Genomic DNA, 23,948 nt, shown 5'->3' on the forward strand with positions numbered 1-23,948 from the left:
GCGTCAACGGTAAATCCGTGAAGAAAGTGTCGCAGGTGGCGTCAAAAACGTTGCAGAAGTTGCGCAATCTTGCGGCAATGGGGCAATAAAGCGAAAATTCCGGGGATATCTGGCCGGGGCCCGTGCCTCGGGCAGGGACATTTCCGCACTTTGGAAACAGTGAGTCGGAGGCGGCGGGAGCGCCTTCGGCGGGGGCCCCTTTGCGCGAAGGGCGGATCGGACGCCGCGGGTCAGCGGCCGGGCAGGCGGGCAGCCACCATGGCCCCCCGGGCCTCTGCGCCTGTCTCGGGCCGGCCTCCGCCAGACCGAGCCGCCTCCGGCGAGGCGGTGCTTACGGGGGGCGGCAGATCCGAAATCCGATGGAGCAAATGCCATGCTGGAAACACCGGGGACTCCGGCAGCCTTCGCATGCTCGGGCAAGCGCCGGCTGCGGAAGGGGGAGCGAAAATTCCGCGATCGGCTTCGCGGATCTTCCGTCCAGCTTCCCTCTCGCGCAAGATAATGTTAACGGCACCCCTTGTCGGACGACTCTGTGCATGTCGGGGCAAACTGGTCAGGAAACACGACCAGATCGGCCAAATTTCTTGACCTGTGGCCAGAACCCGTCCAAGGAAACCGCAAGCTCCGGACTTTGGGGCGCTAACAGGGAAGGGGAGGATGAGATGGGCGCTTTGCTGGCCCTTTCGCGTCTGATCGACCGTATCAACGAGATCATCGGCAAATCCGTGTCGTGGCTCATCCTGATCGCGGTTCTGGTCAGCGCGGTCAACGCGACCGTGCGCAAGGTCTTCAACGTATCGTCGAATGCCTGGCTCGAGTTGCAATGGTATCTCTACGGCGCGGCCTTCCTGTTCGCCGCCGCCTATACGCTGAAGCAGAACGAGCATATCCGCATCGACATTCTCTACGGCGCCTGGTCGCGTCGTGTGCAGCACTGGATCGACCTGTTCGGCCACGTCTTCTTCCTGATGCCGATGGTCACGCTGATGCTCTACCTGCTCTACCCCTACGTGATGCGCTCCTATGTCTCGGGCGAGGTCTCGACCAACGCCGGCGGTCTGATCCTGTGGCCGGCGAAGGCGCTGCTGCTGATCGGCTTCGCGATGCTGTTCTGTCAGGGGCTGTCCGAGATCATCAAGAAGATCGCGGTGATCCGGGGCGATATCGCCGATCCGTTCCCCGCCACCGGCCATCACGGCCATGATCCGATCGAGCAGGAGGAGGCGCTCTGATGATGGAGTTCATCGCGCAGAACATGGCGCCGATCATGTTCATCTCGCTGATCTTCTTCCTGCTGCTCGGCTATCCGGTGGCCTTCTCGCTTGCCGCGAACGGGCTGTTGTTCTTCATCATCGGGGTCGAGCTCGCGCCGCTTTCGGGGGGCTCGATCAACCTCAGCTGGCCGCTCTTGAACGCGATGCCCGAACGGTTCTGGGGGGTGCTCAGCAATGACACATTACTCGCCATTCCCTTCTTCACCTTCATGGGCATCGTGCTCGAGAAATCCGGCATGGCCGAGGATCTGCTCGACACCATTGGTCAGCTTTTCGGACCAATCCGCGGCGGTCTTGCCTATGCGGTGATCATCGTCGGCGCGCTGCTGGCGGCCACCACCGGCGTCGTCGCCGCCTCGGTGATCGCGATGGGGCTGATCTCGCTGCCGATCATGCTGCGCTATGGCTATGACCGGCGCATCGCAAGCGGTGTGATCGCCGCCTCGGGCACGCTTGCCCAGATCATCCCGCCCTCGCTGGTGCTGATCGTGCTGGCCGACCAGCTCGGCCGCTCGGTGGGCGACATGTACAAGGGCGCGCTGTTCCCCTCGATCGTGCTGACGGCGATCTATCTCGGCTATGTGGCTCTGATGTCGATCATCCGGCCGCAGTCGATGCCGGCGCTGCCGAGAGAGGCGCGCACCCTCGGCTCGGGCGTGATGTCGCTCGTCGTCGCGCTGGCGCTTGGCGGGGCGGTCTTCTATGGCACCTTCCGCTGGTTCGATACCGGCACCAATGCCGCCAATGCCGAGATGCTGGCAGCCGCGGTCGCGGTGATCGTGGTCTATGTGCTGGCGCTGCTCGACAAGGCGCTGAAGATCAACACCATGAGCCGGCTGGCGCAGCAGGTGGTGATCGTGCTGATCCCGCCGCTGGCGCTGATCTTCCTCGTGCTCGGCACCATCTTCCTCGGCATCGCGACGCCGACCGAGGGCGGCGCCATGGGCGCGGTCGGCGCGCTGCTGCTGTCGGCGGTGAAGAGCCGGCTGACCTTCCCGGTGGTGCGCGATGCGCTTGCCGCCACCACCCGGCTTTCGGCCTTCGTGATGTTCATCCTGCTCGGCGCGCGGGTGTTCTCGCTCACCTTCTACGGGGTGAACGGGCATCTGTGGGTCGAGCATCTGCTGACCTCGCTGCCGGGCGGCGAGCTGGGCTTCCTCGTCGTCGTCTCGCTGCTGGTCTTCTTCCTCGCCTTCTTCCTCGACTTCTTCGAGCTCGCCTTCATCATCGTGCCGCTGCTGGCGCCCGCCGCCGACGCGATGGGGATCGACCTGATCTGGTTCGGGGTGATCCTCGGGGTGAACATGCAGACCTCGTTCATGCACCCGCCCTTCGGCTTCGCGCTGTTCTTCCTGCGCTCGGTGGCGCCGAAGGAGGCCTATATCGACAAGCTGACCGGGCGGAAGATCGAGGCGGTGAAGACCTCGCACATCTACTGGGGCGCGGTGCCTTTCGTCTTCATCCAGATCGCGATGATCGGCATCGTCGTGGCCTTCCCGGGGCTGGTGATGCACTACAAGGGCAAGCCGGTCGACACCTCGAACGTCAGCTATACCCTGCCGACGATGCCGGGGCTTGGCGGCCTCGGGGCGCCGGGGGCGGCGCCGGGCGGCCTGCCCGCGCCGGGCGGGCTTGGCCTGCCGCCGATCGGGGCGCCGGGGGCGGCGCCCGGGGGCGGCCTGACGCTTGGCGCGCCGACGCTCGGCGGTCCGCCGCCCGGTCTTGGCGGCACCGCGCCGGCAACCCCGGCGCCTGCCCCCGCGGCACCGCCGGAGGGCGCAGGCTCGGGGGTGCCGGCCCCGATGGGGCTTGGCGGCGCCCCGATCACCGGAAACTGACCCCCAGCGGCGGCCTTCGGGCCGCCGCTTTCGCTTTCGGGGTCGCCTGCCGCGCCGCCGCGGCCTTCTTGCTGCGGTTGCACAAATTTCGTGCCGTCAAGCCTTTATCTGGCGCGCGCTTCGGGGCAAGCTCTTGCACGGGGCAGGGAGCGGCCGCAGTCTGGGCGCGGACGGTCCCTTTCGGCAGATGCCGCGCCGACCCGGTGCGGCCAGAGATAAAGACGGTTTCAACATGGCGATTTCCAAGGCACTTGCGGACGAGTTGGAACGGCGGCGCGCGGTTGCGCTGGCAGGCGGCGGCAAGAAGAAGGCCGAGGCGCGCCATGCCGAGGCGCGGATGACCGCGCGCGAGCGGCTCGAGGCACTGTTCTCGCCGGGCACGTTTCAGGAATTCGGCCTGCATGCGCGCCACAACACCCGCCACTTCGGCATGGAAACGCGCGAGATCCCGGGCGACGGCGTGATCACCGGCACCGGCTTCGTCGACGGCCGGCCGGTCGCCGCCTTCAGTCAGGACTTCACCGTCTCGGGCGGGTCGCTGGGCGAGATCCATGCGAAGAAGATCTGTCACACGCTCGATCACGCGGTGAAGGCCGGCGTGCCGGTCATCGGCTTCAACGATTCCGGCGGGGCGCGGATCCAGGAAGGGGTGGGTGCGCTCTCGGCCTATGGCCAGGTGTTCTACCGCAACGTCCAGCTCTCGGGCGTGGTGCCGCAGATCTCGGTCATTGCCGGGCCCTGCGCGGGCGGTGCCGCCTATTCGCCGGCGCTGACCGATTTCACCATCATGACCCGCGAGCATGCGCAGATGTTCATCTGCGGTCCCGAGGTGATCCGCGCCGTCACCGGCCAGGCCACCAGCATGGACGAGATCGGTTCGGCCGAGGTGCAGGCCTCGGTCGCGGGCAACATCCACTTCATCGCCGAGGACGACGCGCATGCCGTGGCGCTGGTGCACCGGCTGCTGTCCTTCCTGCCCTCGAACAACATGATGGACCCGCCGCACCGGATCGAGCCCGAGCTCGCGATCGCCGACGATCCGGTGCTCGACGATCTAGTGCCCGAGGACCCGAAGGCGCCCTTCGACTGCCGCAAGGTGATCGAGCGGCTGGCCGACGAGGGCGATTTCCTTGAAGTGATGGCGGAATTCGCCGCGAATATCGTCATCGGCTTCGGTCGGATCGGCGGTATCGTCGTGGGCTTCGTCGCCAATCAGCCGATGGTGAAGGCCGGCGCGCTTGATATCGACGCCTCGGACAAGGCGGCGCGCTTCGTGCGTTTCTGCAACATCTTCAACATCCCGCTGGTGACGCTCGTCGATGTGCCGGGCTTCCTGCCCGGGGTGCACGAGGAACGGCGCGGCATCATCCGCCACGGCGCGAAGATGCTGTTCTCCTATGCCTCCTCGACGGTGCCGAAGATCACCGTCATCATGCGCAAGGCCTATGGCGGCGCCTATATCGCGATGTGCAGCCAGGACATGGGGGCCGATCGCGTCCTTGCCTGGCCCACGGCCGAGATCGCGGTGATGGGCGCCGAGGGGGCGGTGAACATCCTCTACCGCAAGGAGCTGGCCGAGGCCGAGGACAAGCGTGCAAAGGCGAAGGAGCTGGCCGAGGAATACCGCGCCGAATTCGCCTCGCCCTATCTCTCGGCCGGGATGCTGTTCGTCTCGGACGTGATCCAGCCGCGCCAGACCCGCTCGGCCATCGCGCTTGCGCTGCGCGGGCTGATGTCGAAACGCGAGACGCGGCCGCCGAAGAAGCACGGGAACATCCCGCTGTAAGGAGTTGGCCATGCTCGACAATCTTGAACTGATCGGCACGGGCTTCACGGTGGTGATCCTGGTGCTCGCGGCGCTGTGGGGGATGAGCACGCTGGTCGGGCGCGCCTTCATCCGGGCCGGTGCCGCCGCGAAACCCGCCGCTGCCGCCACGCCTGCGCCGGTGGTGGCGCCGGGCGTGCCGCCCCATCACCTCGTCGCGATCGCCGCGGCGGTGGCCGAGACACTCGGTGCCGGGGTGCGCATCACCCGCGTCGCGGCCCCCGCCCACAAGGTCGAGGGCTGGCCGATCGAAGGCCGGATCGAGACCTTCACCGCGCACCGCATCCGCACCGACTGGGGCCCGACGCGGCCCACGCTCGGCGGCGAAACCCCCGACATCCTGAGAGGACATCAGCCATGAAACGCTTGCGGATCACTGTCGAAGGCATCGCCTATGAGGTGACGGTCGAGGAGCTGGACGCGGCCCCCGCCGGGCCGGCACCGGCTGCCGCCGTCTCCGCACCCCGGCCCGCCGCCGCCCCGAAGCCGGTGGCCGCGCCCGTGGCTGCGGCGCCGGCGGCCCCGGCCGGGCCCGGAGCGGTGCCGAGCCCGCTTGCCGGCACCGTGGTCAGCGTCGCGGTGTCGGTCGGGCAGAGCGTCGCCGCGGGCGATCTTCTGCTCGTCCTCGAGGCGATGAAGATGAACACCAATATTGGCGCGCCGCAGGCCGGCACGGTGAGCGCGGTGAATGTCGGCCCCGGCGCCACCGTGACCGAGGGACAGATCCTCGTCACCCTGGCCTGACGGGAGACGCAGATGGAGGGCTCGAAGCTCGAACAGCTCTGGTCGCTCACCGCGATCCCCGACGTCACCTGGCAGATGGTGGTGATGTGGGGCGTCGTTGCGGTGCTTTTCTACCTTGCGGTCTGGCGCCAGTTCGAACCGCTGCTGCTGATCCCGATCGCCTTCGGCGCGCTTCTGGCCAACCTGCCGACCGAGGGGCTGGTGAACGCGCCGGTGAACGGCGAGGCGGGGGGGCTTTATTATTACATCTCGATGGGGGTGAAGCTCGAGATCTTCCCGCCGCTGATCTTCCTCGGCGTCGGGGCGCTCACCGATTTCGGCCCGCTGATCGCCAATCCGCGCACCCTTCTGCTGGGCGCGGCGGCGCAGTTCGGCGTCTTTGCCACCTTCTTCGGGGCGACGATGCTCGGCTTCACCCCGCAGGAGGCCTCGGCGATCGGCATCATCGGGGGCGCGGACGGTCCAACCTCGATCTTCCTGGCGAACAAGCTCGCGCCCGATCTGCTCGCCCCTATCGCCGTCGCCGCCTACAGCTACATGGCGCTGGTGCCGATGATCCAGCCGCCGATCATGCGCGCGCTGACCACCGAGGCCGAGCGCAAGATCCGGATGCAGTCGCTGCGTCCGGTGTCGCGGCTGGAAAAGCTGATCTTCGCCGCGCTGGTGACGATCGTCGTGATCTTGCTCGTCCCTGCGGCCTCGGCGCTGATCGGGATGCTGATGCTTGGCAACTTCCTGCGCGAGAGTCTGGTGACCGAGCGGCTGACCAAGGCCGCGCAGAACGAGGTGGTCAATGTCACCACCATCCTGCTCGGCACCTCGGTCGGCATCACCATGACCGGCGAGCGGTTTTTGGACGCGAGCACGCTGAAGATCCTCGCGCTCGGCATCGTTGCCTTCGGCGTGTCGACGGCGGCGGGGGTGCTGATGGCGAAGCTGATGAACCTTGTGTCGAAGACCAAGATCAACCCGCTGATCGGGTCGGCCGGGGTCTCGGCGGTGCCGATGGCGGCGCGGGTGAGCCACAACGAGGGCCAGCGCGCCGATCCGAACAACTACCTGCTGATGCATGCGATGGGGCCGAACGTGGCCGGCGTGATCGGCACCGCGGTGGTGGCGGGCTATTTCATCGCCTGGTTCGGCGGCTGAGCGACCCGCCCCGGAAATGCGAAACGCGCCCCTCGGGGCGCGTTTTTCCATCTTCGGGCGGGGCAGGGGTCAGGCCGCGCGGACCGGCGGCTTGCGGCTGCCCTTCGGCGCCTCGGGGGCATTCGCGTCGATGAAGTCGAGGATCAGCGGGCGGATGTTCTTGCGCCAGCTCGAGCCCGCGAAGATGCCGTAATGGCCCGCGCCCGGCTCGAGGTGCTGGGCCTTCTTCGCCTCGGGCAGGCCGGTGAGCAGCTTCAGCGCCGCAACACATTGCCCGGGCGCCGAGATGTCGTCATTGCCGCCCTCGACGGTGTGCACCGCGACCGAGGTGATCTTGCCGATGTCGATGCGCTTGCCTTCGATGGTGAAGCGGTTCTGCGCGATCTCCAGCCCCTTGAAGATGCGGTCCACGGTCGAGAGGTAGAACTCTGCCGTCATGTCCATCACCGAGAGGTATTCGTCGTAGAAGACGTTGTGATGGTCGTGCTCGCTGCCCTCGCCCTTGGCTTCGGAGACGATCTTCTTCTGGAAGGCGTCGGCGTGCTTTTCCATGTTCATCGAGATGAAGGAGGCAAGCTGCATCAGCCCGGGATAGACCATCCGCCCGGCGCCCTTGTACTTGAAGCCGACGCGCTGGATCACCAGTTGCTCGAGCTGGCCCATCGTCACCCGGCGGCCGAAGTCGGTGACCTCGGTCGCGGCGGCGTCGGGGTCGATCGGGCCGCCGATGAGCGTCAGCGTGCGCGGCTGCGCGGCGGGATCTTCCGCGGCCAGATAGGCGGTGGCGGCCAGCGTCAGCGGCGCCGGCTGGCACACTGCGATGACGTTGATGTCGGGCCCGAGGAAGCGCATGAAATCGACGAGGTAGAGGGTGTAATCCTCGATGTCGAACTTGCCCTCGCTCACCGGGATGTCGCGGGCGTTGTGCCAGTCCGTCACGTAGACTTCACAGTCCGGCAGCAGGCTCGCCACGGTGGAGCGGAGGAGAGTCGCGTAATGGCCCGACATCGGGGCGACGAGGAGCACGCGGCGGGCCATCTGCGCCCGGCCCTGCACCTTGAAATGCACGAGCGACCCGAAGGGTTTGTCGAGCAGCGTCTCGACCTCGACGGTGTGGTCGCGGCCATCGACGCCGGGAATCGAGCGGATCCCCCAGTCGGGCTTGATCACCATCCGCGCGAAGCTGCGCTCGGTCACCCGGCCCCAGGCCGAGAGCAGCTTGAACATCGGATGGGGCGTCAGCCCCCAGACCGGGTAGGAGGCCATGGCCCGCGCCGAGGCGCCCATCCACTCGTTCGTATTCCTGATGGTCTCCATCAGGTCGTAGCTCATCATGCCCTTCATCGTAACGCCTTTACCCGAGTACAAAATCCCTCAAAACGCCGCTTTACGCTTGCCCGAAGGCGACGTTATGCTCCCCTTAATTAGGATAGGGAGGATTGATCGTTATGACAACAACAGACGAGGTCCCCGTTGCTGCATCGCAGCAAATGCAGGATAATCTCGCGAAGATCGAGACCCTGACTCAACGCCTGGTTGATGCCCTGGCGAAGAAACGCCCCCCCAATCCGGCGATCGACGGGCCCGGCCTTGATCTTTACCTCAATACCAGCGCCGCCCTGCTGAAGGAGCTCGCCGAGAATCCCTCGAAGATCCTCGAGGCCCAGGTGACCTACTGGGGCCAGGCGATGAAGCATTATGTCGAGGCGACGCATGCGCTGTCGCAAGGTGCGTTCAAGGCGCCGGCCGATCCGGGCCCGAAGGACCGCCGCTTCACCAACCCGCTGTGGGACACCCATCCCTATTTCAACTTCGTCAAGCAGCAGTATCTGATTTCGGCGAAGGCGATGGAGGACGCGGTCGAGCGCATCGAGGGGCTCGACCCGGTCGACCGCCGGCGACTGACCTATTTCACCCGGCAGATCGTCGACATGATGGCGCCGACGAACTTCCTTGCCACCAACCCCGACGCGCTCGAGCGGGCGGTGGCGACCGAGGGGGCAAGCCTGGTGCAGGGGCTCGAGAACCTGGTGCGCGACGTCGAGGAGAACCGGGGCGAGCTGATCGTCACGCTCTCCGACAAGAACGCCTTCGCCGTGGGCCAGAACATCGGCACCGCCGAGGGCTCGGTGGTGTTCCGCAACCGGATGTTCGAGCTGATCCAGTACAAGCCGACCACCGAGACGGTGCACCGCACGCCGCTGATCATCTTCCCGCCGTGGATCAACAAGTTCTACATCCTCGATCTGAAGCCCGCGAACTCGCTCATTCGCTGGATCGTCGATCAGGGCTTCACCCTGTTCGTGGTCAGCTGGAAGAACCCCGATGCGAGCTATGCCGATGTCGGCATGGATACCTATGTGAGCGAGGGCTATCTGACCGCGATCGAGCAGGTGAAGGAGATCACCGGCGAGAAGAAGGTGAATGCGGTCGGCTATTGCATCGCCGGCACCACGCTCAGCCTGACCCTCGCGCTGCTGGAAAAGCGCAAGGACAAGTCGATCAACTCGGCCACCTTCCTCACCACGCTGACCGACTTCTCGGATCAGGGCGAATTCACCGCCTATCTGCAGGACGATTTCGTCGGCGGCATCGAGCAGCTGATCAAGCAGCAGGGCGTGCTGGCGGCGAGCTTCATGCAGCGCACCTTCTCCTTCCTGCGTGCGAACGACCTGATCTATGCCCCGGCGATCCGCTCCTACATGCTGGGCGAGTCGCCGCCGGCCTTCGATCTGCTCTACTGGAACGGCGATTCGACGAACCTGCCGGGGCGGATGGCGGTCGAGTATCTGCGCGGGCTGTGCCAGGAGGACCGCTTCACCAGCAAGGGATTCCCGCTGCTCGGCGAGACGGTGAAGATCTCCGAGGTGAAGGTGCCGCTTTGCGCGCTTGCCTGCGAGACCGACCATATCGCGCCCTGGATCGCCTCGTTCAACGGCATGGCGCAGATGGGATCGGCCGACAAGACCTTCATCTTGTCGGAATCGGGCCATGTCGCCGGGGTGGTGAACCCGCCGACAAAGCGGAAATACGGCCATTATACCTCCGAGGCGCCGATCCGGGATCCGAACGAATGGAAGGGCAAGGCGAGCTATCACGAGGGCAGTTGGTGGCCGACCTGGGGCGCCTGGCTGGCCGAGCGCTCGGGCGCGATGGTGCCGGCGCGGGTTCCGGGCGGCGCGAAGCACCCGGTGCTCGGCCCGGCCCCGGGCACCTATGTGAGCGAAGTGGTCGCCGCCTGATCGGGCGGCACCACTCTCCCTTTGGTTGAAAATTCTCTGCGGCGCAGCATTTTTCACTTGAAATGCTGCGCCGCAGCATTTATAACTGTCCGTAAGCGAAGGGGCCCTCGCGCATCCCACACCCGGGCTCGCAGATCGGAGCAAGAAAATGGCCAAGACCCAGGACTTCACCAAGATCATGCAGGACATGATGGCGTCGATGCCGATCGACGCGACCAAATTCCAGGACAGCTTCAAGGCGCAGAGCGCGCTCGGCGAGAAGATCGCGAAGGTCGCCCTCGACGCCGCCGAGAAGTCGACCGAAGTGACCTCGAAATGGGCCAAGGACACGATCGCCAAGGTCGGTTCGCTCGCCAAGTCGAAGCAGGAGCCCGCTGAATACGCCAAGGCGATGAGCGACTTCGCGTCGGCCTCGGCCGAGATGGCTGCCGAAAACCTCGCCGCTTTCGCCGAGATCGCGAAGAAGGTGCAGATGGAAACCGTCGAGCTGATGCTGGCTGCCGGCAAGGACTTCTCGGAAGATGCGACCGCCGCGGTGAAGAAAGCCACCGAGGAAGTGACCGCCGCCGCGAAGAAAGCCACCACCGCCGCCACCACCGCGACGAAGTAAGAGAACCTCCCGCGACCCGGCTTCCTCCTCCCAGCCGGGACCGGACCTAAAGGGCAGGCTTCGGTCTGCCCTTTTCTTTTGTTGCTTTTGCGCCGCTGCCGCATAATCATCGCTGCAATGCAGGAAGATCCCCGGGAGGACACGATGGCCGAAGACGCAAAGCCCTTGCTGATCAAGCGCTATGCCAGCCGCAGGCTCTACAACACCGAGACCAGCGACTACGTGACGCTCGAGGATATCGCGAGCTTCATCCGCGAGGGGCGCGAGGTGCAGATCGTCGATCTGAAGACCGGCGACGACCTGACCCGGCAATACCTGCTGCAGATCATCGCCGAACACGAGAGCCGCGGCGAGAACGTGCTGCCGGTCGACGTGCTGACCGATCTCGTGCGCAGCTACACCACCTCGGCGCAGTCGGTGGTGCCGCAGTTCCTCGCCGCCTCCTTCGAGATGCTGCGCGAGGGGCAGTCGAAGATGATGGAAAACTTTTCCTCCTTCCCGAACCCGATGGCCTCGATGCCCGGCTTCGAGGCGCTGCAGCGCCAGCAGCAGGCGTTCCTGAAGTCGATGATGGCAGGCTGGAGCGCGCCCGGCTCCTCCGGCCCCGACGACGAGACCGCGGCAAGCGATGCCGCGAAGGACCGCGAGGAACTGAGCACGATCAAGAAGCAGCTCGCCGACCTGCAGTCGAAGCTGTCGAAGCTCTGATCCCGGATCAGGAGGGGGCGCTGCCCCCATGCCAAAGGGGGCCTCGCGGCCCCCTTCGTCATTCCCCCGGAGTATTTGTGCCAAGAAAAAGCCCAAGGGGGCTTTCTCCTTGCCCGAAATACCTCGGGGGGGAGCGGCCCTGGCCGCGAGGGGGCAGCGCCCCCTGAGATCCGGCGGGGGTCAGGCAACCTCGGCGAAGACCTTCTTCAGCGCCTTGTCGAGCTTCTCGAACATCTCGTCCATCTGCGCCTCGGTCAGGATGAACGGCGGGCAGAGCACGATTGACTGGCCGAGCGGGCGGCAGATCAGCCCCATGTCGGTGCAGGTGTTGGCGATCCGCTCGGAGACGCTCAGCTTGCCGTCGAAGGGGGTCTTTGTGGCGCGGTCGGCCACCGCCTCGAGCGCCCACATGTACCCCACGCCGCGCAGCTCGCCGATGTTCGGGTTCTGCGCGATCTGTGCGAGCCCCGCCTGCATCCGGCCCGACAGCCGGTTGACGTTTTCGGCCAGCCCCTCGTTCAGGATCACGTCGATCGCCTTCAGCGCGATCGCACAGCCCACCGGATGGCCCGAGGCGGTGAAGCCGTGCGGGAATTCCTCGACCGCTTCCGAGGCCGCCTGCACCCGGTTCGCAAGATCGGGGCCGAGGATCACCGCCCCCATCGGGAAATAGCCCGCGGTCAGGTTCTTCGAGGAGATGACCGCGTCGGGCAGGAAGTCATAGGTCTCGCAGCCCCAGGTTGCGCCGGTGCGGCCGAAGCCGCAGATCACCTCGTCGGCGATCAGCGGGATGCCGTATTTCTTCAGGATCGGCGCCACCGCCTGGAAATAGCCCTTCGAGGGCGGAATCACCCCGCCCGCGCCCATCACTGGTTCGGCGAAGAACCCGGCGATGGTATCGGCACCTTCCTTGATGATCGTCGCCTCGAGCTCGGCCGCAAGGCGCGCGGTGAACTGTTCCTCGGTCTCGCCGGGCCGGCCAAAGCGCCAGTAATGCGGGCAGCCCAGATGCAGGAAACCCGGCAGCGGCAGGCCGAAGACCGCGTTGTAGGGTTTGCCGGTCATCGAGGCCGAGACCGCGGTGACGCCGTGATAGGAGTTGATCCGGGTCAGGATCTTGCGCTTCTGCGGTTTGCCTTCGGCACCGTGCAGGAACCACAGGATCTTGACCATGGTGTCATTCGCCTCGGAACCCGAGTTGGTGTAGAACACCTTGCCGCTCTCGAAGGGCGAGACCTCGACGAGCTTCTCGCTCAGGAGCACGGTCTGGTCCGACATCCGGCCGAAGAAGGCGTGATAGCCCGGAAAGCGCGCATACTGGTCCTGCGCGGCCTTGATCAGCCCGGGGTGGTCGAAGCCCGCGACCATGTTCCACAGCCCCGAATTGGCATCGAGATACTGCCGCCCGTGGGTGTCGTAGATGTAGGGGCCCTTGCCGTGCGTCACCACGACCGTGCCGCGCTCGTGCACCGAGGGCAGGTCGGTGAAGCCGTAGAGCGAGAATTCGTCGGCTTTCGACTCCCAGCTGTTGTCACGCATGTTGCTCTCCTTTCGCGATCCGGGTCTCAGGCTAGCGGTGCCGCGGCCTGCGTCAATGGGGCGTTCCGCCGCCTTGCCCGAATGCACGCGCGCCGCGCATCGCGGCTTGCCAAAGCGGGCAGGGGCCGCGCATTCTGCGCGCGGATTGCAGGAGGCGGCGAATGGCGGGGCAGCGGGAGCGGATCAGCCTCTGGGCGGTGGAGGTGCTGGTGGCGCTGGCCGAGGAGGGCGCGATCACCGCCGCCGCGCGCCGGCTTGCGGTCTCGGCCTCGACCGTCAGCCAGCAGATCGCCGCGCTCGAGGCGGCGCTTGGCGCCGAGCTCGTCGACCGCAGTGCGCGCCCCTTCGCCCTGACCCCGGCCGGGCGCGCCTTCCTGCCCCATGCCGAGGCGATGCTCGACGAGCTCGCGCGCGGCCGGGCGGGGGTGGGGCTGGCCGATCCCTCGGGGCTGCGCAGCTTTCGCCTTGGCATGATCGAGGATTTCGAGGCCGAGGTGACGCCGCTTCTGCTGGCCGGCATGGGGGCGGAACTCACCTCCTGCCGTTTTCTGCTCGAGACCGGGCCGAGCCACCGGCTGGCGGCGCAGCTCGAGGCGCGCGCGCTCGACATGACGGTGGCGGCCGAGATCGACGGCAGCCGCGAGGGGCTGACGGTGCTGCCGCTGCTGACCGAACCCTTCGTTGCGGTCTGGCCCGAGGGCGAGGTGGGCGCGGCACTGCCCTTCCTGCACTACAGCCCGCGCACGCTGATGGGCCGCCAGATCGCCGCCCATCTCGCGCGCGAGGGCGCGGCACCGGCGCACCGCTTCGAGATCGACAGCTATCCGGCGATTCTCGCGATGGTGGCGGCCCGGCAGGGCTGGTCGATCCTGACGCCTTCGGGGGTGCGCCATGGCGCGCGGGCGGGGGTGACGCTGGCGCCGCTGCCGGTCGCACCGCTTGCGCGCAAGATCGTGCTGAGCGCCCGGGCCGGCACGATGGCGGACCTGCCGGCGCGGGTGGCGGGGCAGTTGCGTGGCTTGCTTGCCGCGCGCATCGTCGCGCCGGCGCTGGCCGAGGCGCCCTGGCTTGAGGGCGCGCTGCGGGTCGAGGGGCTCTGAGCGCGCGGCGCGCGGCGCGCGGCTTGCGGGAACCGGAGCAGGGGGCGCTGCCCCCTCGCGCCTGCGGCGCTCACCCCCGGGATATTTGACGCGATTGGAAGCGGAAAAGGCCTCGAGAAGCCCAGCCGCGGCTCCGCCCCTTCGGCTTCCAATCGCATCAAATATCCCGGGGGTGAATTTTGCGCAGCAAAAGAGGGGGCAGGGCCCCCTCCTTCGGGCGCCCCGTCAGGGGCGCAACCTGTGCTGTCTTGCGCTGCTCAGACGAGGCGGCTCTGTTCCTTCGCGGCCTTCACCAGCCCGGCGAAAAGCGGATGCGGCGCGAAGGGTTTCGACTTCAGCTCCGGATGGAACTGCACGCCGATGAACCAGGGGTGATCCTTCACCTCGACGATCTCGGGCAGCCGGCCGTCGGGCGACATGCCGGAGAACACCAGCCCGCAGGCCTCGAGCTTGTCGCGATACTTGATGTCGACCTCGTAGCGGTGGCGGTGGCGTTCCTCGATCTGCGTGGTGCCATAGACCTCGGCGACCTTCGAGCCTTCCTTCAGGATCGCGGTATAGGCGCCAAGCCGCATCGTGCCGCCCTTGTCGTCATCGAGCTTGCGCTCGACCCGGTGGTTGCCCTGTACCCATTCCTTCAGGTGATAGACGACCGGGGTGAAGCGCTTCTTGCCGGCCTCGTGGTCGAATTCCTCCGAGCCCGCGTTGGTCACGCCGGCGAGGTTGCGCGCCGCCTCGATCACCGCCATCTGCATGCCGAGGCAGATGCCGAGATAGGGGATGCCCTTTTCGCGCGCATATTGCGCGGCGCGGATCTTGCCTTCGGTGCCGCGCTCGCCGAAGCCGCCGGGCACCAGGATCGCGTTGAACTGTTCAAGATGCGGGCCGGGGTCTTCGCGCTCGAAGATCTCGGCGTCGATCCATTCGGCCTTCACCCGCACCCGGTTCGCCATGCCGCCGTGGGTCAGCGCCTCGGCGATCGACTTGTAGGCGTCCTCGAGCTGCACGTATTTGCCGACGATCGCCACCCGGACCACGCCCTCGGCATTGGTCAGCCGGTCCATCACGTCTTCCCAGCGGGTCATGTCGGGCTTCGGCGCGGGCGAGATCCCGAAGGCGTCGAGCACCGCCTGGTCGAGACCGACACGGTGATAGGCGAGCGGCGCCTCGTAGATCGACTTCAGGTCATAGGCCGGGATCACCGCATCGGGCCGGACGTTGCAAAAGAGCGCGATCTTCGCCCGCTCCTTGTCCGGGATCGGGTGCTCGGACCGGCACACCAGCACGTCGGGCTGGATCCCGATCGAGCGCAGCTCCTTCACCGAGTGCTGCGTGGGCTTCGTCTTCAGCTCTCCGCTCGCGGCAAGATAGGGCAGCAGCGTCAGGTGCATGAAGATGCACTGGCCGCGCGGGCGGTCCTGGGCGAATTGCCGGATCGCCTCGAAGAAGGGCAGGCCCTCGATGTCGCCGACCGTGCCGCCGATCTCGCACAGCATGAAATCGACTTCCTCGTCGCCGACGGCGATGAAGTCCTTGATCTCGTTCGTCACGTGCGGGATCACCTGGATCGTCTTGCCGAGATAGGCGCCCTTGCGCTCCTTCTCGAGCACGTTCGAGTAGATCCGCCCCGAGGACACGGAATCGGTCTTGCGCGCGCTCACCCCGGTGAAGCGCTCGTAATGGCCGAGGTCGAGGTCGGTCTCGGCGCCGTCATCGGTGACGAAGACCTCGCCATGTTCGAAGGGCGACATCGTGCCCGGATCGACGTTGAGATAGGGGTCGAGCTTGCGCAGCCGCACCGAGAAGCCGCGCGCCTGCAGCAGCGCGCCCAGTGCCGCGGAGGCAAGGCCCTTGCCGAGCGATGATACAACACCGCCGGTAATGAAGACGTAACGTGCCATGGAAGCCCCCGTGATCAGCCAAAACCTGTTTCATATCCCGAAGCGATGCTCCGGGATCACGGGGCTTAATATCTACACGATTCGCGGCCTGCCCGCAACCGGACCGCAAGACATTGGGTAAACTGTGACGCTTTGCCCCAAGACTGGTGTCCGGGGCGAGCGCGACTGCCCGCTCAGTTCGCGGGCGGCGGCGTCACCGGCGCGTCGGTCGAGGCCGGCGGCAGTTCGATCGGCGGTGCGGCCGGGGTGGCGGGCGCGCTGGTCGCGGGCGCCGCGGTGGTGGTCTGGTCGACGACCGACGACTCCATCGCCGACCGTGCGGCGAGGATGGTCAGCGTGACCGAGGTGACGATGAAGCCCGCCGCGAAGATCCAGGTCAGCCGGGTCAGCGCATTTGCGGCCTGCCGGCCGGTCATCACGCCGCCGGTGCTCCCCATGCCGAGCCCGCCGCCTTCGGAACGCTGCAGCAGCACGACGCCGATCAGGAGCAGCGCAAGGATCAGGTGGATGGAGAGGACGACGTTTTCCATGAGGGGTGCGGGGCCTTCTTTCAACCGACGCGCCTATCTAGGCGTATGAGGGCCGCCGCGCAAGCCGTTTCCCGGCGAAACCGCGACCGTCCGTCGGTGCGCTGCCGCAAACTTGGCCGAAGGGGCCGAAAAACGGTTTCCCCCCGGGGCCACGCCGGCTATATGTCGCGCGGTTTTCACAACCCTGCAGGAGTGGGATATGGCCAATGTCGTGGTTGTCGGGGCCCAATGGGGCGACGAGGGCAAGGGCAAGATCGTCGACTGGCTGAGCGAGCGCGCCGACGTCATCGCGCGGTTCCAGGGCGGTCACAACGCGGGCCACACGCTGGTCGTGAACGGTGTCGTCTACAAGCTGAACGCGCTGCCCTCGGGCGTGGTGCGTGGCGGCAAGCTCAGCGTGATCGGCAACGGCGTCGTGCTCGATCCGTGGCACCTGCTGAACGAGATCAAGAAGATCGGCGAGCAGGGGGTGGAGATCACTCCCGACAACCTGATGGTGGCCGAGAACACCCCGCTCATCATGCCGTTCCACGGCGAGCTCGACCGCGCCCGCGAGGCGCAGGCGGCGGGCTCGAATGCGCGCATCGGCACCACGGGCCGCGGCATCGGCCCGTGCTATGAGGACAAGGTCGGCCGCCGGGTGATCCGCGTTGCCGATCTCGCCGATCCGGCGACGCTCGAGCAGCGCGTCGATCGTGCGCTGGTCCACCACAACGCGCTGCGCGCGGGCCTCGGCCTCGAGCCGATCGACCGCGCCGCGCTGCTGAAGGAGCTGAACGCGATCTCGGCCGCGGTGCTGCAATATGCCAAGCCCGTCTGGAAGGTGATGAACGAGATGCGCCGCGCCGGCAAACGCATCCTGTTCGAGGGCGCGCAGGGCTCGCTTCTGGACATCGACTTCGGCACCTATCCCTATGTGACCTCGTCGAACGTGATCGCGGGGCAGGCGGCGACCGGCGTCGGCCTCGGGCCGAACGCGATCGACTTCGTGCTCGGCATCGTCAAGGCCTACACCACCCGCGTCGGCGCCGGCCCGTTCCCGACCGAGCTGCTCGACGCCGACGGTGACCGTCTGGGCGAACGTGGCCGCGAGTTCGGCACGGTGACCGGGCGCAAGCGTCGCTGCGGCTGGTTCGATGCGGCTCTGGTGCGCCAGACCTGTGCAATCTCGGGCATCAACGGCATCGCGCTGACCAAGCTCGACGTGCTCGACGGCTTCGACAGGATCAAGATCTGCACCGGCTATTCGCTCGATGGCGAGGTGCTCGACTATCTTCCGACCGCGGCCGAGGCGCAGGCGCGCTGCACGCCGATCTATGAAGAGGTCGAGGGCTGGCAGGAATCGACCGAGGGGGCGCGGTCGTGGAACGACCTGCCGGGCGCCGCGGTGAAATACGTGCGCCGCATCGAGGAGCTGATCCAGTGCCCGGTCGCCATGCTCTCGACGAGCCCCGAGCGCGACGACACCATCCTCGTCACCGACCCCTTCGCGGACTGAGATGGCGCTCGGCTACAAGACCCGCAAGCGGCTGGCGCTGCTTGCGCTTCTGGTCGGGCTGCCGGCCTATATCATCGTCGCGGTGAGCGTGGTGAACCTGGCCGAGGCGCGGTGGGGGATGATGCCCTGGTGGGGATCGCTCGCCGTCTATGTCGGGCTCGGCATCCTCTGGGCGCTGCCGCTGAAGCCGGTGTTCACCGGCGTCGGCCAGCCCGATCCGGACGCGAAACGCGACTGAGACAAACGCAAAACGGAGGGGCTTGCCCCTCCGTTTTTCTTTGTGCCCGGGCCAGTGGTCAGGCCCGCTTTTCGAAATACTGCGACTGTTCGGTGATCGCGTACTGGCCGCGCTTCACCTTGGCGATCTTGCCCTGACGCAGCAGCTGGCCGAAGCTGCGCAGCCGCTCCTCGCGGCTGAAGCTGCCCGCGCCGATCGCGGTGATCTTGCTCATGATCTGCGGCGGCGAGAAATGCGGCCGGCCCTCGATCTGGGCGGTATAGGCCGCAGCCGCCTCGAGCAGATCCGACAGGCCCTGGGTGCCATGCGCCTGCGCGAAGTCGGCAAAGCTCTCGGCGCCGCTCGCGTTCAGCGGCGCGGGGCCGTCGTCTTCGGCGAGCGCGTCTTCGGCCAGCACGTCCTCGGCCAGCAGTTGCGCCGTGCTGACCCGGCGCGGCCGCACCGGCGTCACCGCCGCCGGCGGCGCCACCGGCATCGCCGGCGTCCGGTCGATGCGCTGCTCGGAGACGAGGACCAGCGGCGCCTGGCGCGGCTCGACCGGCGCCGGACGCCCGCTCGTGGTGCCGTGCAGCACCGGACGGCGCGGTTGCACCGCATGGGTGAGGTCGTCGCGATAGGGCCGGGTGTCGTCGGGGGTCTCTTCCTTGCGGCCGCCGCGGGCCAGCCGATCGGCCACCGTCGCCGCCACCGCGGCCTTCAGATGCGCGATTGCCGACAGCCGGCGGCGGTTCTCGTGGCCCGAAAGCTGGGCGTCGGCCTCTTCCATCAGCCGCGTCACATCAGCGTCGCGCGAGGTCCCGGCGGGCTTTTGCGTGACGCGGCGCGGGGTGACCGGGGCGACGGGGGCGGGCGCAGCCGCTTCGGCGGCCGGCGCGAGCGGGGCTTCTTCCGGCTCCGGGCTCTGCGCTGCCGCGAGCTCCGGCGCGGCGGCGGCGGCAGCCTCGGTCGGCAGCATCGCGGCGATCTGCGCCGCCAACTCCTCGGGTTCGATCGCGTCGGCGGCGGTGTCCGGCGACATCGCCTCTCCGGCGGCCGGCGCGGGCTCGGCCAGATGCGCTGCAAGCGCGGCGGCGATCGTGTCCGCGTCGATCTCCTCGGGGGCGGCCGACGTCGCCGCGATCCCCTCGTCGGGCTCCTCGGGGAAATCCCAGTCCTCCGCTGCGGCGGCCAGCGCGGCTTCGGTGTCGGCACCGGGCAGCTCGTCGCTGTCGGTGGCATCGAAATCCTGCTCGAGCGCGGCAAGCTCGGCCATCAGCTCGGCTTCCTGCTCGGCCGACAGCGCCGGCGCGTCGGCCTCTGCCGGCACGGTTTCGGCGTCCAGGCGCGCGGCGACGCGCGCCGCGATCTCCTCGCTGGCGGTCTCGGCCGGGGCCTCGGCGGCAACGGGTGCGGCGGGCGCCCCGGCCGGCGGGGTGGGCTCGATTCGGCGCACCTTGATGACGCGGGCCCGTTGCGGCGGGCGCGGGGCTTCGGGCTTCGGCGCGGCCTCGGCCACCGCAGCGGCAGGCGCTTCGGCCGGGGCCGGTTCGGGGGCCGCTGCCTCCTGCGCCGGAAGCTGCGCCGCGCGACGGGCGGCACGGCGCTCGGCCCAGCTCAGATGCGGCGCCTCTTCGGGCGTCCCGGTCGATTCGGCCGCGGCGTCCTCCTCGGCTTCGGGCCGATCCGTCGCCGTTTCCGGCGCCGCAGCGGTGGTTTCCCCGGCGGTCTCGGTCTCAATCCCGGTGCCGGCAGCCGCGTCAGTCGCCGCTTCGGTCCCTTCGGCGGGGGCTGCCGGGGCCTGTTCCGCGACGGCGGCGATCTCCTCGAGGAGGATCGACGCCTCGATGGCCGGCTCCTCGGCGATCTCCGCCACCGGCTCGGACATCTCTGCCACCGGCTCGGACACGGGTTCAGCCATGGGCTCGGGCATGGTGGCGGGTTCCGCCAGGATCGCCGCTTCGACCGGCGCGGCAACGGGGGCCGCCGCCGCCGCCTTGGCTGAGGCCACTGCCGCGCGGATGCGCTGCAGCTTGGCTGCGACCGATTCGCTCACCGGATCGGCACTTTGCGGCACCACGAAGGGCGCGGCCGGGGGTTCCGGCGCCGGCGCGGGGGCCTCCGGCACGGTGGTTTCCGTCACCGCGGGCGCTGCTTCGGGCGCTGCGGCCATGGTGGGCGTGGTCCCCGCAGGCTCTGTCGCCGCGGGCTCGGGTGCCGGCGCCGCGGCGGTGATCTCGGCCGGCGCGGGGGTCGCCTCGGCCTGGCGCAGGATCACGCCGTTGCGCTGGATCTTCGCCTCGACACGGCGCTGAATCTCGCGTTCGGCGATGCGGTGCAGCATCTCGGCGTCGGGTTGCGGTGGTTCGGCGCCGAAATAGCGGTCGTCGGCGGCCAGATCCCGAAAGTATTCCGCGATCGCCTTCATCGTGTTGAACGGCTCGTCGAACCCCTCCAGCGTGCAGGAGAAGGTGCCGTAGGAGACGGTGAGAATCTTGCTTGCACCAACCATGGAACGCTCACTTTCTACTAGATCCGGTTCCGACCATGATCGTGTCGAACTGGTGCTTTCCCGTGAACGGAAAAAGGCAAATGCAGGGAATTTTTCCGGTCGCGGTTGTGCTTTTCTGCCTTAATCGCCATCAATCATGGCATGGAAAGACACATTGTCCAGTATCATGGCGGGGTGACCCTGCTTGGCGGCGGCGCGGTCGAGGCGGCGGATCTGCACGCGGCGCTGGCGCTGGCGCCGGCGCTGGTGGCGGCCGATGGCGGCGGCGACCGGGCGCTTGCCTTCGGGCTGATGCCCGAGGCGGTGATCGGCGACATGGACAGCCTGAGCCCGGCCGGGGCGGCGGCGATCGGCCCTGCGCGCCTGCACCGCATCGCCGAGCAGGACAGCACCGATTTCGGCAAATGCCTGACCTATGTCGGGGCGCGGTTCTTCATCGGGCTCGGCTTCACCGGGCTCCGGCTCGACCACACCCTTGCCGCGCTCAGCGATCTGGCGCAACGCCCCGACCGGGCCGTGGTGCTGATCGCCGAGGACGAGCTGATCTTCCGCGCCCCGCCCGAGATCGCGCTCGATCTGCCGCTGGGCGAGCGGCTCTCGCTTTTCCCCTTCGGGCCCGCCTCTGGCACGGCCGAAGGGTTGCGCTGGCCGATCGAGGGGCTGAACTTCACCCCCGCCGGCCGCGTCGGCACCTCGAACGAGGTCAGCGGGCCGGTGCGGCTCAGCCTGGCGGGAGAGATGCTGGTGCTGCTGCCGAAGCGGCATCTGGCCGCGGTGCTCGCCGCGCTTGGGCTGCGGTGACGCGCTCGCGGTGGATGATGTAAAGCCCCGATCCGGTGATGATCGCGATCCCGACCCAGGTCAGCAGGTTCGGGAAATCGCCGAAGACCAGATAGCCGAAGAGCGTGGCGGTCAGCATCTCGAAGTAATGCAGCGGCGCGAGCGTCGAGGAGGGGGCGAAGGACAGCGCATAGCTCATCGCCATGTGGCTCACCGTCGAGGCGATGCCGACACAGGCGCACCAGAGCCAGAAGATCCCCTCGGGCCGGCCGAAGCTCAGCTCGGTGAGCCCCGCCATCCCGCCGAGTGCCAGCAGCGGCAGACACAGCAGCGTGGCGAAAACCGCGGTGTGGAACTGCATCGCCACCGGGTCGACATCGCGCGACAGCGCCCGCGTCAGCAGGATGTAAAGCGCGAAGCTGACCGCCGTGCCGAGCGGGAAGAAGGCGACCGCGCCGAAATGGGTGAATGAGGGCTGGATCACGAAGAGTGCGCCGATGAAGCCCACCACCGAGGCGGCGATGCGCCGCGGCCCGACCTCTTCATGCAGCACGAAACGGCCGATGAACAGGATCACGAAGGGCTCGGCGAAGGCGATGGCGAGGGCATCGGCGATCGGCATCACCTGCACCGCGGCGACGAAGCAATAGGTCGCGGTCATCGAGACGAAGGCACGTGCCACGCTCAGCGCGAGCACCCGCCCGCCGATCCGCAACGGCAGCCGCAGCGCCACGACGAGCGGCGCCATCAGCAGCCCCTGCACGATATAGCGGCCAAGCGTGATCGTGCCCACCGGCACCGCCTGCGCGGCCAGCTTCGAGGCCACGTCGATCAGCGGCGCCAGCGCGCAGAAGGTGAGCATCAGGGCGATGCCGGGAAAGATGCGGTCCGGACGGGTCATCCGGAATCGCTATCGTCCCGCGCGGGCGCCGTCCATCCTGAAAGTGACGACGCCCTGTGCCGCGGTTCAGCCGCGCCGGTCGCGCTCGATCTCGGCAAAGAGCCGCGTGCAGGCGGCGGCGGCGAAATCGAGCACCGCGCGGTCGGTGAAACGACCCGCGGTCATGCGCTGATGCACGCCGCCGATCACCACCTCGGGCGTCGCGACCGGGCGCGACAGCGTCGAGGCGAAGGCCTCGCGCAGCTGGTATTGCGCCCGCACCCCGCCGGTCGAGGCCATCGAGCAGGTGACGATCAGCACCGGCTTGTCCTTCAGCGGCGAGGCGAAGGCCGGGCGCGAGGCCCAGTCGATGGCGTTCTTCAGCACCCCGGGCGTGCCGTGGTTGTATTCGGTCGAGACCACGATCAGCCCCTCGGCCGCCTCGATCGCGGCGCGCAGCGCGGCAACGGGCGCGGGGCGCGGTTCGATGTCGAGGTCCTGATTGTAAAGCGGCAGCGCGCCGATCTGCGCCGTCGCGGTCTCGGCGCGCGGCGCGATCTCGGCGGCGATCGCCTCGAGCACGGCGGCACAATAGGAGGCCTGGCGCAGGCTTCCGGGGATGCCCAGCAGGCGGTAGGGGGTGGTCATGGTCTGTCTCGTCCTTGTCTTCGGCCGTCTCGCCCGGCCCTGCGGATGGCTATATATCGACGGATGTGCTATCCGCTTTCGTGAAGCAGCCAAATGCTGCGGAGGAACGGACATGCTGCCCGAAGACGGTCCCACGCTGAACCCGATCCTTGCGCTGTCGCGCGCCCATGCCCGCGGCGCCCATGTCGGCCGCCATTCGCATGCCCGCGCGCAGCTGATCTTCCTGCTTTCGGGGGCGATGCGGATCGGGCTCGATGACCGGGTGTTTTCGGTGCCGCCGGGGCAGGCGGCCTTCCTGCCGGGCGGTGTGCCGCATGCTGCCGACTACACCGAGCGCAGCGCGGTGCGCGTGGCCTATCTCGACCCCGCGGCCTTTCCCGGCCTGCCGGGGGAAAGTGCCGTTCTGCCGCTTGCCGGGCTGCTGCGCGAGCTGGTGCTGCGGGCGATCGCGCTTGACCCCGGGACCCCCTGGAGCGCGGCAGATGCGCGCGCGATGCAGGTGCTGGCCGACGAGATCTGCCGCGCGCGGGATCTTGCGCCGGGCCTCGCGCTTGGCCGTGACGCGCGGTTGCGGCGGGTGACCGAGGCGCTCGTCGCCGATCCCGCCGACCGGCGCAGCCTGCCCGAATGGGCTGCCACCGCGGCGGTGGCCGAGCGCACGCTGGCGCGGCTGTTCCTGCGCGAGACCGGGCTCTCCTTCGCGCGCTGGCGCAGCCGGCTGCAGATCGCGCGCGCGCGCGAAGCCCTCGCCGCCGGCCGGCCGGTGACGCAGATCGCCTATGACCTCGGCTATGCCAGCCCCTCGGCCTTCACCGCGATGTTCACCCGTGAAACCGGGCAGCCGCCGCATCTGAGCCGCGCCACGCTGCCCGGTGCCGAAGCCGGCAGCCCGTCTTTCTCCTTGCCTGAAATACCTCGGGGGTGAGGCCCGTCAGGGCCGAGGGGGCAGCGCCCCC

21 protein-coding genes are annotated in these 23,948 nt (G+C 67.9%); 14 read left to right on the forward strand and 7 right to left on the reverse strand.

Annotated features, from left to right (window positions below; translation table 11 throughout):
• Positions 1-662 precede the first annotated feature (662 nt).
• From EOW66_RS18950 to EOW66_RS18975, 6 genes are all read left to right on the forward strand, one after another.
• Entirely contained in the window at positions 663-1,232 is a 570-nt protein-coding gene (locus EOW66_RS18950; RefSeq protein ID WP_128157890.1) for a TRAP transporter small permease subunit, read from the forward strand.
• The gene (locus tag EOW66_RS18955) at positions 1,232-3,112 is read left to right on the forward strand and encodes a TRAP transporter large permease (RefSeq protein ID WP_128157891.1); all 1,881 of its coding nucleotides are present in this window, start codon (positions 1,232-1,234) and stop codon (positions 3,110-3,112) included. The genes EOW66_RS18950 and EOW66_RS18955 overlap by 1 nt, the downstream gene beginning before the upstream one ends.
• 232 nt (positions 3,113-3,344) lie before the next feature.
• Positions 3,345-4,898 (forward strand): acyl-CoA carboxylase subunit beta, encoded by a 1,554-nt coding sequence (locus tag EOW66_RS18960; RefSeq protein WP_128157892.1) that lies wholly within the window; start codon positions 3,345-3,347, stop codon positions 4,896-4,898.
• Positions 4,899-4,908: 10 nt separating this feature from the next.
• Positions 4,909-5,298, forward strand: coding sequence for an OadG family transporter subunit (locus EOW66_RS18965; protein ID WP_128157893.1), 390 nt, complete (start codon positions 4,909-4,911; stop codon positions 5,296-5,298).
• Entirely contained in the window at positions 5,295-5,681 is a 387-nt protein-coding gene (locus EOW66_RS18970; protein WP_128157894.1) for a biotin/lipoyl-containing protein, read from the forward strand. Before EOW66_RS18965 ends, EOW66_RS18970 begins: the two co-directional genes overlap by 4 nt.
• A 12-nt stretch (positions 5,682-5,693) precedes the next feature.
• Positions 5,694-6,830, forward strand: coding sequence for a sodium ion-translocating decarboxylase subunit beta (locus EOW66_RS18975; RefSeq protein WP_128157895.1), 1,137 nt, complete (start codon positions 5,694-5,696; stop codon positions 6,828-6,830).
• A gap of 69 nt (positions 6,831-6,899) precedes the next feature.
• On the opposite strand, the gene phaZ is transcribed toward EOW66_RS18975, so the two are convergent.
• On the reverse strand, positions 6,900-8,174 hold the full coding sequence (gene phaZ / locus EOW66_RS18980; protein WP_128157896.1) for a polyhydroxyalkanoate depolymerase: 1,275 nt from the start codon (positions 8,172-8,174) through the stop codon (positions 6,900-6,902).
• A gap of 104 nt (positions 8,175-8,278) precedes the next feature.
• Here phaZ and phaC point away from each other — a divergent pair, with 104 nt between their 5' ends.
• From phaC to phaR, 3 genes are all read left to right on the forward strand, one after another.
• Positions 8,279-10,072, forward strand: a complete 1,794-nt coding sequence (gene phaC, locus EOW66_RS18985; RefSeq protein WP_128157897.1) for a class I poly(R)-hydroxyalkanoic acid synthase — start codon at positions 8,279-8,281, stop codon at positions 10,070-10,072.
• 148 nt (positions 10,073-10,220) lie between these two features.
• Entirely contained in the window at positions 10,221-10,682 is a 462-nt protein-coding gene (locus tag EOW66_RS18990) for a phasin family protein (protein WP_128157898.1), read from the forward strand.
• A gap of 144 nt (positions 10,683-10,826) precedes the next feature.
• Positions 10,827-11,390: a polyhydroxyalkanoate synthesis repressor PhaR gene (phaR, locus tag EOW66_RS18995; RefSeq protein WP_113900761.1), complete on the forward strand. Its 564-nt coding sequence runs from the start codon at positions 10,827-10,829 to the stop codon at positions 11,388-11,390.
• A gap of 180 nt (positions 11,391-11,570) precedes the next feature.
• Here the strand turns inward: phaR and EOW66_RS19000 are convergent, their stop codons facing one another.
• A complete protein-coding gene (locus EOW66_RS19000; protein WP_128157899.1) occupies positions 11,571-12,929 on the reverse strand; it encodes an aminotransferase in 1,359 nt (452 codons plus the stop codon).
• 161 nt (positions 12,930-13,090) lie between these two features.
• On the opposite strand from EOW66_RS19000, the gene EOW66_RS19005 reads away from it, so the two are divergent.
• Entirely contained in the window at positions 13,091-14,029 is a 939-nt protein-coding gene (locus EOW66_RS19005; RefSeq protein ID WP_128157900.1) for a LysR family transcriptional regulator, read from the forward strand.
• 257 nt (positions 14,030-14,286) lie between these two features.
• Here EOW66_RS19005 and EOW66_RS19010 read toward each other — a convergent pair whose 3' ends face one another.
• Both EOW66_RS19010 and secG read right to left on the reverse strand, forming a co-directional pair.
• Complete coding sequence (locus EOW66_RS19010; RefSeq protein WP_113900764.1) at positions 14,287-15,930, reverse strand: CTP synthase; 1,644 nt, start codon at positions 15,928-15,930, stop codon at positions 14,287-14,289.
• Positions 15,931-16,103: 173 nt separating this feature from the next.
• Positions 16,104-16,460: a preprotein translocase subunit SecG gene (gene secG, locus EOW66_RS19015; protein WP_128157901.1), complete on the reverse strand. Its 357-nt coding sequence runs from the start codon at positions 16,458-16,460 to the stop codon at positions 16,104-16,106.
• A gap of 199 nt (positions 16,461-16,659) precedes the next feature.
• Between secG and EOW66_RS19020 the strand changes: the two genes are divergently transcribed.
• Both EOW66_RS19020 and EOW66_RS19025 read left to right on the forward strand, forming a co-directional pair.
• Complete coding sequence (locus EOW66_RS19020) at positions 16,660-17,958, forward strand: adenylosuccinate synthase (RefSeq protein ID WP_128157902.1); 1,299 nt, start codon at positions 16,660-16,662, stop codon at positions 17,956-17,958.
• A 1-nt stretch (position 17,959) separates the two neighbouring features.
• Positions 17,960-18,196, forward strand: coding sequence for a DUF2842 domain-containing protein (locus EOW66_RS19025; protein WP_113900767.1), 237 nt, complete (start codon positions 17,960-17,962; stop codon positions 18,194-18,196).
• A gap of 58 nt (positions 18,197-18,254) precedes the next feature.
• Here EOW66_RS19025 and EOW66_RS20475 read toward each other — a convergent pair whose 3' ends face one another.
• Positions 18,255-20,684, reverse strand: coding sequence for a hypothetical protein (locus EOW66_RS20475; RefSeq protein WP_164881198.1), 2,430 nt, complete (start codon positions 20,682-20,684; stop codon positions 18,255-18,257).
• 141 nt (positions 20,685-20,825) lie between these two features.
• Here EOW66_RS20475 and EOW66_RS19035 point away from each other — a divergent pair, with 141 nt between their 5' ends.
• Positions 20,826-21,485 (forward strand): thiamine diphosphokinase, encoded by a 660-nt coding sequence (locus EOW66_RS19035; protein ID WP_128157903.1) that lies wholly within the window; start codon positions 20,826-20,828, stop codon positions 21,483-21,485.
• Here EOW66_RS19035 and EOW66_RS19040 read toward each other — a convergent pair.
• Together EOW66_RS19040 and EOW66_RS19045 are read right to left on the reverse strand one after the other, a co-directional pair.
• Positions 21,406-22,365 (reverse strand): DMT family transporter, encoded by a 960-nt coding sequence (locus tag EOW66_RS19040; RefSeq protein WP_128157904.1) that lies wholly within the window; start codon positions 22,363-22,365, stop codon positions 21,406-21,408. The two genes, EOW66_RS19035 and EOW66_RS19040, sit on opposite strands and share 80 nt — an antisense overlap.
• 66 nt (positions 22,366-22,431) lie before the next feature.
• On the reverse strand, positions 22,432-22,992 hold the full coding sequence (locus EOW66_RS19045; protein ID WP_128157905.1) for an NADPH-dependent FMN reductase: 561 nt from the start codon (positions 22,990-22,992) through the stop codon (positions 22,432-22,434).
• Positions 22,993-23,104: 112 nt separating this feature from the next.
• Here EOW66_RS19045 and EOW66_RS19050 point away from each other — a divergent pair, with 112 nt between their 5' ends.
• Positions 23,105-23,917: an AraC family transcriptional regulator gene (locus EOW66_RS19050; RefSeq protein WP_164881199.1), complete on the forward strand. Its 813-nt coding sequence runs from the start codon at positions 23,105-23,107 to the stop codon at positions 23,915-23,917.
• The last annotated feature ends 31 nt before the right edge of the window (positions 23,918-23,948 follow it).

This window comes from Paenirhodobacter huangdaonensis (assembly GCF_004022465.1).
GTDB lineage: Bacteria > Pseudomonadota > Alphaproteobacteria > Rhodobacterales > Rhodobacteraceae > Rhodobacter > Rhodobacter huangdaonensis.

Bases quoted from the DNA above. Each gene is read 5' to 3' on its own strand.
- EOW66_RS19000 (WP_128157899.1), bottom strand. From the start codon at position 12,929: ATGCGTGACAACAGCTGGGAGTCGAAAGCCGACGAATTCTCGCTCTAC.
- EOW66_RS19050 (WP_164881199.1), top strand. From the start codon at position 23,105: ATGCTGCCCGAAGACGGTCCCACGCTGAACCCGATCCTTGCGCTGTCG.
- EOW66_RS19035 (WP_128157903.1), top strand. From the start codon at position 20,826: ATGGAAAGACACATTGTCCAGTATCATGGCGGGGTGACCCTGCTTGGC.
- EOW66_RS18950 (WP_128157890.1), top strand. From the start codon at position 663: ATGGGCGCTTTGCTGGCCCTTTCGCGTCTGATCGACCGTATCAACGAG.
- EOW66_RS19025 (WP_113900767.1), top strand. From the start codon at position 17,960: ATGGCGCTCGGCTACAAGACCCGCAAGCGGCTGGCGCTGCTTGCGCTT.
- EOW66_RS20475 (WP_164881198.1), bottom strand. From the start codon at position 20,684: ATGGTTGGTGCAAGCAAGATTCTCACCGTCTCCTACGGCACCTTCTCC.
- EOW66_RS19040 (WP_128157904.1), bottom strand. From the start codon at position 22,365: ATGACCCGTCCGGACCGCATCTTTCCCGGCATCGCCCTGATGCTCACC.
- EOW66_RS18970 (WP_128157894.1), top strand. From the start codon at position 5,295: ATGAAACGCTTGCGGATCACTGTCGAAGGCATCGCCTATGAGGTGACG.
- phaC (WP_128157897.1), top strand. From the start codon at position 8,279: ATGACAACAACAGACGAGGTCCCCGTTGCTGCATCGCAGCAAATGCAG.
- EOW66_RS18960 (WP_128157892.1), top strand. From the start codon at position 3,345: ATGGCGATTTCCAAGGCACTTGCGGACGAGTTGGAACGGCGGCGCGCG.
- EOW66_RS19010 (WP_113900764.1), bottom strand. From the start codon at position 15,930: ATGGCACGTTACGTCTTCATTACCGGCGGTGTTGTATCATCGCTCGGC.
- EOW66_RS18990 (WP_128157898.1), top strand. From the start codon at position 10,221: ATGGCCAAGACCCAGGACTTCACCAAGATCATGCAGGACATGATGGCG.
- EOW66_RS18955 (WP_128157891.1), top strand. From the start codon at position 1,232: ATGATGGAGTTCATCGCGCAGAACATGGCGCCGATCATGTTCATCTCG.
- EOW66_RS19005 (WP_128157900.1), top strand. From the start codon at position 13,091: ATGGCGGGGCAGCGGGAGCGGATCAGCCTCTGGGCGGTGGAGGTGCTG.
- EOW66_RS18965 (WP_128157893.1), top strand. From the start codon at position 4,909: ATGCTCGACAATCTTGAACTGATCGGCACGGGCTTCACGGTGGTGATC.
- phaR (WP_113900761.1), top strand. From the start codon at position 10,827: ATGGCCGAAGACGCAAAGCCCTTGCTGATCAAGCGCTATGCCAGCCGC.
- phaZ (WP_128157896.1), bottom strand. From the start codon at position 8,174: ATGAAGGGCATGATGAGCTACGACCTGATGGAGACCATCAGGAATACG.
- EOW66_RS19045 (WP_128157905.1), bottom strand. From the start codon at position 22,992: ATGACCACCCCCTACCGCCTGCTGGGCATCCCCGGAAGCCTGCGCCAG.
- EOW66_RS18975 (WP_128157895.1), top strand. From the start codon at position 5,694: ATGGAGGGCTCGAAGCTCGAACAGCTCTGGTCGCTCACCGCGATCCCC.
- EOW66_RS19020 (WP_128157902.1), top strand. From the start codon at position 16,660: ATGGCCAATGTCGTGGTTGTCGGGGCCCAATGGGGCGACGAGGGCAAG.
- secG (WP_128157901.1), bottom strand. From the start codon at position 16,460: ATGGAAAACGTCGTCCTCTCCATCCACCTGATCCTTGCGCTGCTCCTG.